This window comes from Streptomyces sp. NPDC048416 (genome assembly GCF_043200435.1).
In the GTDB taxonomy this organism is placed as follows: domain Bacteria; phylum Actinomycetota; class Actinomycetes; order Streptomycetales; family Streptomycetaceae; genus Streptomyces.
Genome location: NZ_JBICXU010000038.1, coordinates 55,210 through 66,074, shown reverse-complemented (window position 1 = coordinate 66,074; position 10,865 = coordinate 55,210). Strand labels below are relative to the sequence as shown.

Annotated in this window: 7 protein-coding genes; 2 read left to right on the top strand and 5 right to left on the bottom strand. The window is 71.4% G+C overall.

From position 1 onward, the window contains the following. The first annotated feature begins 601 nt into the window (after positions 1-601). Positions 602-3,697 (top strand): sacsin N-terminal ATP-binding-like domain-containing protein, encoded by a 3,096-nt coding sequence (locus ACGFW5_RS31850; RefSeq protein WP_393837804.1) that lies wholly within the window; start codon positions 602-604, stop codon positions 3,695-3,697. Between the two features lie 226 nt (positions 3,698-3,923). Here ACGFW5_RS31850 and ACGFW5_RS31845 read toward each other — a convergent pair whose 3' ends face one another. From ACGFW5_RS31845 to ACGFW5_RS31830, 4 genes are all read right to left on the bottom strand, one after another. Then, positions 3,924-4,835, bottom strand: coding sequence for a hypothetical protein (locus tag ACGFW5_RS31845; protein WP_393837802.1), 912 nt, complete (start codon positions 4,833-4,835; stop codon positions 3,924-3,926). After that, positions 4,832-4,993, bottom strand: a complete 162-nt coding sequence (locus tag ACGFW5_RS31840; RefSeq protein ID WP_393837801.1) for a hypothetical protein — start codon at positions 4,991-4,993, stop codon at positions 4,832-4,834. The genes ACGFW5_RS31845 and ACGFW5_RS31840 overlap by 4 nt, the downstream gene beginning before the upstream one ends. Positions 4,994-5,592: 599 nt before the next feature. Then, positions 5,593-8,010 carry a cation-translocating P-type ATPase gene (locus ACGFW5_RS31835; RefSeq protein ID WP_393837800.1) on the bottom strand — a complete coding sequence of 806 codons (2,418 nt, stop codon included), beginning with the start codon at positions 8,008-8,010 and terminating at the stop codon, positions 5,593-5,595. A gap of 106 nt (positions 8,011-8,116) precedes the next feature. Continuing rightward, on the bottom strand, positions 8,117-8,488 hold the full coding sequence (locus tag ACGFW5_RS31830) for a DUF2530 domain-containing protein (protein WP_393837799.1): 372 nt from the start codon (positions 8,486-8,488) through the stop codon (positions 8,117-8,119). A 205-nt stretch (positions 8,489-8,693) separates the two neighbouring features. Here ACGFW5_RS31830 and ACGFW5_RS31825 point away from each other — a divergent pair, with 205 nt between their 5' ends. Beyond that, entirely contained in the window at positions 8,694-10,148 is a 1,455-nt protein-coding gene (locus tag ACGFW5_RS31825) for an NCS2 family permease (RefSeq protein ID WP_393837798.1), read from the top strand. A gap of 52 nt (positions 10,149-10,200) precedes the next feature. On the opposite strand, the gene ACGFW5_RS31820 is transcribed toward ACGFW5_RS31825, so the two are convergent. After that, positions 10,201-10,356: a hypothetical protein gene (locus ACGFW5_RS31820; RefSeq protein ID WP_393837797.1), complete on the bottom strand. Its 156-nt coding sequence runs from the start codon at positions 10,354-10,356 to the stop codon at positions 10,201-10,203. Positions 10,357-10,865: the final 509 nt, after the last annotated feature.

Genomic DNA, 10,865 nt, shown 5'->3' with positions numbered 1-10,865 from the left:
CAGACCCCATGCGGGGGCTCCGCCCCCTGCACCCCCGGTTCGCGCCTGAACGGCGCTCGTCCTCAATCGCCGGACAGGCTGAAGATGCCCGAGCAGGCCGGCACGGCCCCTGCACCAGTGCTGATAGGGGCGCGAGGAACTGCGCGAGAAGCGACCACGGCCGGCAGCCGAGACCGGGTTTCAGGGGCGCGGGGAACTGCGCGGGAAGCGACCACGGCCCGCGGTCGAGGGCGGGTTTCAGGGGCGCGGGGAACTGCGCGAGAAGCGACCACGGCCCGCACCCGTAAGCGGGTTATGGGGGCGCGAGGAACTGCGCGAGAAGCGACCGCGGCCGGCAGTCGAGAGCGGGTTTCAGGGGCGCGGGGAACTGCGCGACCCGCCCCCACGGTCCGCACCCGTAGGCGGGTTATGGGGGCGCGGGGAACTGCGCGAGACCCGCTCGGGGGGCCGGCGTGCTGGGGGCGGGGGATTCCCCCGGAGGGTCCTGGGAAGGGGCGGGGTGGGGGAAATTCAAGCCCCACCCCCACCGCACGGTACCTTCGGGCCGCAGTCCCGGAACGCGGGGCAGGACAGAGCGGAGTACGGCGTGATCGTCAAGGCGATGGCGGCCGAAGGGGCCGACCCCTTCGGGACGGCGCGGCTGCGGCGCGGAGTCCTGAATGCCTGGGGCGCGGGCCCGGCCAGATTCCGCGAGGACGCCAACGCCGAGGAGGACCTGGCACTGGGCGGCTACCGCGACCGCCTCGTCGTGGAGCTCGCCCAGAACGCCGCCGACGCCGCGGCCAGGGCGCACACCACGGGACGGCTCCGCCTGACCCTGCACCCCGCCGGGCAGGGCAACCCCGCCGTGCTGGCCGCCGCGAACACCGGCGCGCCCCTGGACGCCGTCGGCGTCGAGTCGCTGTCCACGCTGCGCGCCAGCGCCAAGCGCGCGGACACCGAGGTGGCCGTGGGCCGGTTCGGCGTCGGGTTCGCCGCGGTGCTCGCCGTCAGCGACGAGCCCGCCGTGGTGGGCCGTACCGGCGGGGTGCGCTGGTCGCTTTCAGAGGCCCGCGAGCTGGCCGCCCAGACCGCCCTCGCCAGCCCCGGCCTCGGCGACGAACTGCGCCGCCGCGACGGACACGTACCGCTGCTCAGGCTGCCGCTGCCCGCCGAGGGCGCCGCCCCCGAGGGCTACGACACCGTCGTGGTGCTGCCCCTGCGCGACGGCACGGCGGAAGACCTCGTACGCCGCCTCCTCGACGGCATCGACGACGCGCTGCTCCTCACCCTGCCCGGCCTGACCGAGATCGTCGTCGAAACACCGGACGGCACACGGGTGTTGCGGCGCTCCGTGCACGACGAGGCGTACGTGCACATCGACGACAGCCGGGACGAGACCATCCACCGCTGGCGCACCGTCAGCCACCACGGCCCTCTCGCCAAGGAACTCCTCGCCGACCGGCCCGTCGAAGAACGCCTGCGCCCGCACTGGACGGTGACCTGGGCGGTCCCGGTGGACGAGGACGGCGCCCCCGAACGGCCCCGCACCGCGGCAGTCGTGCACGCGCCGACCCCCACCGACGAACCCCTGGGCGTCCCCGCGCTGCTCATCGCCTCGTTCCCGCTGGACACCGCGCGCCGCCACCCCGCGCCGGGACCGCTCACCGACTTCCTGGTGCAGCGCGCCGCCGACGCGTACGCCGAACTGCTCGGCGCCTGGCGGCCCGTGTCCACCGGCACTGTCGGCCTGGTGCCCGGGCCGCTGGGCCGTGGCGAGCTGGACGGCGCCCTGCGCGCGGCGATCCTCGAACGGCTGCCCCGCGTCGCGTTCCTGGCGCCCGCCGCGCCCACCGAAGACCTCCTGGCGTTGCGTCCCTTCGAGGCGGAGGTCGTCGAGGGCGCCGGCGCCGACACGGTGCGCGTCCTCGCCGAAGTCCTGCCCACCCTGCTGCCCGCCGGTCTCGAACGCCGCCCGGAACTACGGTCGTTGGAGGTCGGCAGGCTTACGCTGGGCGACGCCGTCGACCGTATCGCGGGAGCCGAGCGGGCCCCCGCATGGTGGCACCGGCTCTACGACACGCTCGGCGGGGTCGACCCCGACCGGCTGTCGGGTCTCCCCGTGCCGCTCGCGGGCGGCCGCACCGCCATCGGGCCCCGGCAGATCCTGCTGCCGCTCGCCGACACCCCCGCCGACCTGGGGCGTCTCGGCCTGAAGGTCGCCCACCCCGACGCCGCCCACCCCCTGCTCGAAAAGCTCGGCGCGCTGCCCGCCACCCCGCGCGCGGTCCTGACGACCCCTCAGGTGCGGGCGGCCGTCGCGGCCTCGCTCGACAGCGGCGAGATCTGGGACGAGGACGCCCTGGATGCCGACGAACTCGCCGACACCGTCCTGACGTTGGTGCGCGAGGCCAACCTCGCGCCCGGCGACGAACCCTGGCTCGGCGCGCTCGCCCTGCCCGACGAGGACGGCGAACTCGCGCCCGCCGGTGAACTCGTCCTGCCCGGATCACCCTTCGCCGCCGTCATCCGCGAGGGTGAACTCGCCGAGGTGGACGGCGAGTTGGCCGAGCGCTGGGGCGAGCAGCCGCTCACCGCCTGTGGCGTGCTCGCCACGTTCGCTCTCGTACGCGCCACCGACGTCGTCCTCGACCCGGACGAACTGGAGCCCCGCGAGGGCGACTTCGCCGAGCCGGACGACGCGGGGCTGCTCGACGCGGTGGACGTGTGGTGCGAGGACGTCCTCGACCGGCTGCCCGACTCGCCGGTCCCTCCCGTGGCCACCGAGATCGTCGCCGTGCGCGACCTCGACCTGGTCGACGACGACGCCTGGCCTGCGGCGCTCGCCCTGCTCGCCAAACCGCCCCTGCGCGACGCCCTGGTCCAGCCGGTACGCGTCCTGCTGCCCGACGGCACGACCGAGTCGGTACGCCCCTACACGGCCTGGTGGCTGCGCGACCACCCGGTACTCGACGGCCGGCGCCCCGCGGGCCTGCGCGCGGCCGGCTCCGATCCCCTCCTCTCCGGCCTGTACGAGTCGGCGGACGCGACCGGGTTCGACGACGCGCAGGTCCTGCGGGCGCTCGGCGTCCGCACCTCGGTGCCGGCCCTGCTGGACGAGCCCGGCGGCGCGGCGGAACTCCTCGGCCGCCTCGCCGACCCCGACCGGCAGGTCTCGGGCCCTCAACTCCACGCTCTGTACACGGCGTTGGCGGATCTCGACCCCGAGCAGGTCACGCTGCCGGACGAGCTGCGGGCGGTGGTCGACGGAGAGGTGCGGGTGGTCGACGCGGCGGACGCGGTCGTCGCGGACGCGCCCGATCTGCTGCCGCTCGCGGCCGGGCTTGCCCTGCTTCCCGTCGCCCCGGCCCGCGCGGCCGAGCTCGCCGAACTCCTCCAGGTGGGGCGGCTCGGCGAGGCGGCGGACGCGGAGGTGACGTCCGAGGGGGCCGAGCACGAGGTGCCGGACGCGGTGCGGGCCCTGCTCGGACCCGCCACCCCGGCGACCTACGTCGAGCACGAAGCGCTCCTGGCGGGCGGGGTGGAGCTCGACTGGCGCCGGTCACCCGACGGCGTGGTCCACGCGGCGACGCTGGAGGGCGTGGCGGCGGGGCTTGCCTGGGCCGCCGCGCAGTGGCCCCGCCGGTTCGAGGTGGCCGCCCTCCTGGAGGACCCGTCCAGGACGGCCGAACTGTCCCGGGACCGCTGGTTCGACTAGGGGGTGTCTGGTGGATCAGGGTCGGTCAGGGTGCGGCGCCTGGTGCGGTGCATCGCAAGGCGCCGGAACGTCGTGATAGCGGAGCTATCGGGGCGTTTCGGCAACGCCGCGAGGTGCCGTGCCAGGCGCCGCACCCCCGGCCATGATCCACCAGACACCCCCTAGCGCCGACCCACACGGGGGCTCCGTTTGCGGCCGCACGCGTGAGCTGGGCCATCGCGCGGCGTCACGGCTGGGTCCAAGGGACGGGATCGGGCCGGCGGTGCCACCACCAACCGGTGGGCCGCCGGTCGGAAGGGGGCCCCCACCCCTGCCCCTGGAGAGTCCCCGACCCGTCCTCGACGGTGGCAGCGATGAAACGCCTGTCCAACTGCTCCAGGGCCTCGTTCAACAGCTCGGTCACAGCACGAGGCAACCGTTCGGCGAGATCGACGAGCGCGTCTCGGGCCCGCAACCGTTCGTGGTAGAGAGCGGCGGGGTACCAGCCGGACGGAGCCCACCCCGATTCCATCTGCGTGATGACGCGCTCCCACACCACCAGGTTGTCCTGTGCGGACCAGATGGGGCTGCCCAGTTCCTGATCAAGGGAGAGCCGTGCCAGATACGACGCCGACTCTCGTAGTTGCTCCAAGGACTCCTTGAAGCGGTCGGCAACGGGGCCGGGGGGCCGCTGCTCCCGCACGATCTCCTCGAAGTGTTCCACCGTCGCCCGGGGAAACTGCGCCACGGGCGCCTCTACGGCCGTAACGGTGTAGACGGGCGGCTCGTCTTCGGAGAGCTCCAGTCTCGCGCGGGTGACCGACCCCTGCGGCGTGGCCGCCCAGTACGCGCTGGGCGGTGCTTCGTCGGCGGGGAAGAGGACGGTCGTATGCACGGCCTCCGCGAACCTCCGGGCGAGTTCCGCCTCAGAGGGTTGATCGGTGACCGTCTCCTGGGCGTAGATGTCGATCGACCAGGCCAAGTCTCCCAGGACCAGCCGGAGTTCGCACGACACGGCGGCCTCCCAGTGTCGAAGGTCGGGATCCGTCCCGGGGCCGCCGAGATCCACCTCATCCACTGCCACGTTCAGACACCGGGCAAGAGCGGCGGTAACGGTGTCGTGCGCCATGGCATCGACGGTGAGGAGGTTGTATGTCACGGATACGTCCCGTTGTAGATGGCCAGAGCTTTCTCGATAATGCCTGGATTGTTCGTAAACCTGGGTGCTCTGGTGAGCTCGGGTGAAGCCGCGCTGAGGTCTCCCTTGGCTTTCGCTATCAGCTGCAGCGCGGCGTACTCGTTCCGGTCGAGCTTCACGATTCCTGGGCCTTCGTGGGATATACCCTCCCTGACCCCTCCACGCCGTAGGTCCGTCCGTTGATCGAGTAGTTTCCGGTTTCCTTGATGAACTGGCTCTTACCGCTTGCGATATCGGCGATGTCCTGAGCAACGTCCCGCTCGTGGCCTCGCAGAATGACGCTGTTGTCCTCACGTCGCCGGCGGGCCAGTCGATACCGGTGACATCGGTGACGATCTCCCGAAGCTCGTCGCCACTGCTCACCGCACGGGGCCTTCCGTACGGTTGCCGGCATCGTCGTGCTGCTGGTCGGGCCGAGGAGGCGGTTTCCGGAACATGGAGTCGACCAGAGCGTCGTTGTCGATGGGACCGCCCGATCGCGACGATTACCGGGGCCGACCGGCAGGAGTGGTTGGGACGGTCAGTGCCTCGTCCTCCGCGCCTTCCGCCACGGCCCGGGCCCGGGCCACACGCACGGCGTGAAGGCCCTGCGCCCTCAAGTCGCTGCCCTGTGCGGGCTTGCTGGGCAGGAAGACCGTAAGAGCTGACCGGGTGCCTCGACGGCCCGTGCCTCCGCCTTGGCCGCGATTGCGCGGACGTCGCACGGTGAATCCTCGCCTCAGTCCGGCCAGCGGCGTCCGACCCATCGCCACGCAACCTCAAGCACCGCCGAAGCAACGGCCGCAATCCCCACCCCGGCCCACGGCAACACCGCCCCCACCAGCTTCAACGCGAAGAAGTGCTGCAACCACGGCACCGCGAGCACCAGCAGGAACGCCACGCCCATGGAGACGACCAGCACGATCCGCCACCACGTGTAGGGGCGGGCGATGATGGCCAGGACCCACATCGAGACGAGGAAGAGGGTCAGCGTCGTGACGCTGGTCTCCGCGTCCAGCTCGCCCGGCCCCGTGTAGTACGCCCGCGCGATCATGTACGTCACGAACGTGGCCACCGCCGCGATGACCCCGCTGGGAATCGCGTACCGCATCACCCGCCGTACGAAGTGCGGCTTCGCCCGCTCCTTGTTGGGGGCCAGCGCGAGGAAGAACGCCGGGATGCCGATCGTGAACGTGGAGAGCAGGGTCAAGTGGCGTGGCAGGAAGGGGTATTCGACCTGGGAGCACACCACGAGGACGGCGAGCAGGACGGAGTACACCGTCTTGGTCAGGAACAGCGTCGCCACGCGCGTGATGTTGCCGATCACCCGGCGCCCCTCCGCCACCACCGAGGGCAGCGTCGAGAAGCTGTTGTTCAGGAGGACGATCTGGGCCACGGCCCGGGTCGCCTCCGAGCCGGAGCCCATGCTGACGCCGATGTCGGCGTCCTTGAGGGCGAGTACGTCGTTGACGCCGTCGCCGGTCATCGCGACCGTGTGGCCGCGTGACTGGAGCGCGGCCACCATGTCGCGCTTCTGCTGCGGGGTGACCCGGCCGAAGACCGAGTTGGCGTCCAGCATGTCGGCCATCTCGGCTTGATCGGTCGGGAGTCGGCGGGCGTCGACGGTGTCGGCCGCGCCGGGCAGGCCGAGCTTTCCGGCCACCGCGCCGACCGATACCGCGTTGTCGCCGGAGATGACCTTCGCCTTGACGTTCTGGTCCTCGAAGTAGCTCAGGGTGTCGGCCGCATCGGGCCGCAGCCGCTGTTCGAGGACGACCAGCGCGCTGGCTTCGGCGTCGGACGCGACGGCGGGGTCGTCGAGTTCGCGGCAGGCGCGGGCGAGCAGCAGGACGCGCAGGCCCTGCTCGTTGAGCGCGTCGATCTCCGAGAGCGCGGGGTCACCAGGCTCCAGCAGGACATCGGGCGCGCCGAGCAGCCAGACGCTGTTCTCGCCGTCGCCCTCGCTGAAGGCGGCGCCGCTGTACTTGCGGGCCGAGGAGAACGGCAGCGACTCGGTGCAGCGCCACACCTCGCTGTCCGGGTAGGCGTCGATGATCGCCTGGAGGGAGGCGTTGGGCCGGGGGTCGGATTCGCCGAGCGCGCCGAGCACGGTGCGTATGTACGTCTCGTCCGCGCCGTTCAGCGGGCGCAGCTCGGTGACGTCCATGCCGCCCTCGGTGAGCGTGCCCGTCTTGTCGAGGCACACCACGTCGACGCGGGCCAGCCCCTCGATCGCGGGGAGTTCCTGGACCAGGCACTGCTGGCGGCCGAGCCGGATGACACCGATCGCGAAGGCGACCGAGGTCAGCAGGACGAGCCCTTCGGGGATCATCGGGACGATGCCGCCCACGGTGCGGGCGATGGAGTCCTTGATGTTGTTGTCCTTGACCACCAGCTGGCTGATGACCAGGCCGAGCGCGGTGGGGACCATCATCCAGGTGACGTACTTGAGGATGGTGGAGATGCCGCTGCGCAGTTCGGAGTGGACGAGCGTGAACCGGCTTGCCTCTTCGGCCAGTTGAGCCGCGTACGCCTCGCGGCCGACCCTGGTGGCGGTGAACGCGCCGCCGCCCGCGACGACGAACGCGCCCGACATCATCTTGTCGCCGGGCTTCTTCAGGACCGGGTCGGCCTCGCCGGTCAGGAGGGATTCATCGACCTCAAGGCCGTCGGCCTCGACCGTCTCGCCGTCCACCACGATCTTGTCGCCCGGCCCGAGTTCGATGACGTCGTCGAGGACGATCTCGGAGGTGGGGATCTCCGCGGCTGCCCCGTCGCGCCGCACCGTCGGCTTGGCCTCCCCGATGACCGCGAGGCTGTCCAGGGTCTTCTTGGCGCGCATCTCCTGGATGATGCCGATGCCGGTGTTGGCGATGATCACGAAGCCGAAGAGGCTGTCCTGGATCGGCGCCACGACGAGCATGACGGCCCAGAGCACGCCGATGATCGCGTTGAACCGGGTGAAGACGTTGCCGCGGACGATCTCGGCGGTGGAGCGACTGCTGCGGACGGGAACGTCGTTGACCTCGCCGCGCGCCACCCGCTCGGCGACCTCGGCCGTCGTCAGACCCCCCGCCCGCCGCGCGGGCTCCGGCGGCTTCATGGGGTGGACGGGGTCGAGTTCCGCCCCGGCGTCGATGTTGGCGCGCTGCGTCATGCTGTCGACGGTACGGCGGGAGTGGGCGCTTCACCTGCTGGGACGGCCGAACATCCGACCCTGGGAGGAGACGAATGGTCCTCTGGCTGTACGGAGGTCCCGCGGGTCAGCGACCTTCGTCCCTTGCGCTCCGCTCGCTGTCCGTCGCCTGGGGTGCGTCCCCAGCCTGGTGCCCGTCCCCAGCCTGGTGGGCGCCCGCAGCCTGGTGTGCGTCCGCAGCCTGTTGTGCGGCGTGGCGCTTGAGAGCGGCGTCGCGCCCGCGGACGTACCAGATGCCGATGAGGCCGAGGCCGCCGCCGGCCAGGCAGGTCCACACCCACCACAGGTGGCCGTGGTCCTCGAACCAGCCGTAGAACGGCAGCTGGACGAGGAAGAGGACGAACCAGATGATCGTGCCGCCGGTGATGGTGGCGACCACGGGACCCTCAAGGGGCTCCGGGGCCTCGTGCTGGGGTGTTCCCGTGGAAAACGCTGGCATGCGGATCAGTGTAGGGCGCGCCGTTCGCGCGGCCCCCGCGGACGGCGCGGCGCAGACGGCCCTTGCATCTACGCGCGGAGATGGTGATCTTCGACTTATGTATTCATACTGAAACGGCTTACGGCTGACTCATTCTGTTCGGTAAAACGTCCAAAGAAGTTCGGGTACGTGCCGTTCCCCCGCCCCTTCACGACTGAGGTCCCGCATGCCCCCCTCGGCCCCCGACACGGTCGACGCCGCAGCTCAGCCGCCGGCACCCGCCACGCCGACCAACGGCCTCGACCGCTACTTCAAGATCTCCGAGCGGGGTTCCACCGTCGCCCGCGAGATCCGTGGCGGGTTCGCGACCTTCTTCGCGATGGCGTACATCATCGTGCTGAACCCGATCATCCTCGGCAGCGCGAAGGACATGTACGGGCACCAGCTCGACGGCGGGCAGCTGGTCACCGCCACCGTGCTGACCGCCGCCTTCACCACGCTGCTCATGGGTGTCATCGGCAACGTGCCGATCGCGCTCGCGGCGGGGCTCGGCGTCAACACCGTGGTCGCGCTCCAGCTCGCACCCCGGATGAGCTGGCCCGACGCCATGGGCATGGTCGTCCTGGCGGGCTTCGTGGTGATGCTGCTCGTCGCCACCGGGCTGCGTGAACGCGTCATGAACGCGGTGCCGCTCGGCCTGCGCAAGGGCATCGCGATCGGCATCGGCCTGTTCATCATGCTGATCGGCCTTGTCGACTCCGGCTTCGTCTCGCGCATGCCGGACGCCGCGCACACCACCGTCCCGCTCCAGCTCGGCGGCAACGGGCACCTGCTGGGCTGGCCGGTCCTGGTCTTCGTCCTCGGCGTGCTGCTCACGCTCGCGCTGATGGTCCGCAAGGTGCCGGGCGCGATCCTGATCTCCATCGTCGCGATGACGGTCCTCGCGATGATCATCAACGCGGTGGCCACGGTGCCGTCCTGGGGTCTCACCACTCCGAAGTGGCCGGGCAATCCGGTCGCCAGCCCGGACTTCGGCCTCGTCGGCCAGGTCAGCCTGTTCGGCGGGTTCTCCAGGGTCGGTGTCCTGACCGGCATTCTCTTCGTCTTCACCGTGCTGCTGTCGTGCTTCTTCGACGCGATGGGCACGATCATGGGCATCAGCGACGAGGCGGGGCTCACCGATGCCGCCGGCAACATGCCGGGCATGAACCGGGTGCTGTTCGTCGACGGCATCGCGGTCGCGGTGGGCGGTGCCTCGTCCTCGTCCGCCACCACCTGTTTCGTGGAGTCCACGGCGGGTGTCGGCGAGGGGGCGCGCACCGGCCTGGCGAACGTGGTGACCGGCGGGCTCTTCACCGTCGCCCTCTTCCTCACCCCGATCGCCACGATGGTGCCTTCGCAGGCGGCCACTCCTGCGCTGCTCGCGGTCGGCTTCCTGATCCTGTCCGGTTCGATCCGGGAGATCGACTGGGCGGACTGGACGATTGCGATTCCGGCGTTCGTGACGATGCTGATGATGCCGTTCACGTACTCGATCACCAACGGCATCGGTATGGGCTTCATCGCCTTCACGGTGCTGCGTCTGGTGGCGGGCCGGGCCCGCGACATCCCGATCGCGATGTACCTCGTGTCGGCGGTGTTCGCCTTCTACTACCTGATGCCGGCCCTGGGCCTGACCTGACCCCCTGGGGCTCCGCCCCAGCCCCCTCTTCACGCCTGAACGCCGCTCGTCCTCAATCGCCGGACGGGCTGAAGATGTCCATGCCGGCCGGCGCCGGGCAGCCCGGCGGGCTGGGGACGTCCATGCGGGCCCGCGCCGGGCAGCCCGGCGGGTTGAGGGTGTCCATGCGGGCCCGCGCCGGGCAGCCCGGCGGGCTGAGGATGTGCATGCGGGTCGGCACCAGCCCTGCCAGGGGCGCGGGGAACTGCGCGAGCAGCGACCAAGGTCCGCACTCGAAAGGCGGGGGACCCTGGGGCTCCGCCCCAGACCCCGGTCGCGCCTAAAGGGCGCTCGTCCTCAATCGCCGGACGGGCTGAAGATGCGCATGCCGGCCGGCGCCGGGCAGCCCGGCGGGTTGAGGGTGTCCATGCTGGCCCGCACCAGCACCGCCAGGGGCGCGGGGAACTGCGCGAGCAGCGACCACGGCCCGCACCCGAAAGGCGAGGGACCCTGGGGCTCCGCCCCAGACCCGTTCGCGCCTGAACGGCGCTCGTCCTCAATCGCCGGACGGGCTGAAGATGCCCGTGCCGGCCCGCACCGGGCAGCCCAGCGGGCTGGGGATGTCCATGCGGGCCGGCACCAGCCCTGCCAGGGGCGCGGGGAACTGCGCGAGCAAGTGACCACGGCCCGCACCCGAAAGGTGAGGGGCGTGAGCAAGCGATCACGGCCCGCACCCGA

Coding starts and splice junctions, on each gene's coding strand:
- ACGFW5_RS31820 (WP_393837797.1), bottom strand. CDS start 10,356: ATGCACATCCTCAGCCCGCCGGGCTGCCCGGCGCGGGCCCGCATGGAC.
- ACGFW5_RS31835 (WP_393837800.1), bottom strand. CDS start 8,010: ATGACGCAGCGCGCCAACATCGACGCCGGGGCGGAACTCGACCCCGTC.
- ACGFW5_RS31825 (WP_393837798.1), top strand. CDS start 8,694: ATGCCCCCCTCGGCCCCCGACACGGTCGACGCCGCAGCTCAGCCGCCG.
- ACGFW5_RS31850 (WP_393837804.1), top strand. CDS start 602: ATGGCGGCCGAAGGGGCCGACCCCTTCGGGACGGCGCGGCTGCGGCGC.
- ACGFW5_RS31830 (WP_393837799.1), bottom strand. CDS start 8,488: ATGCCAGCGTTTTCCACGGGAACACCCCAGCACGAGGCCCCGGAGCCC.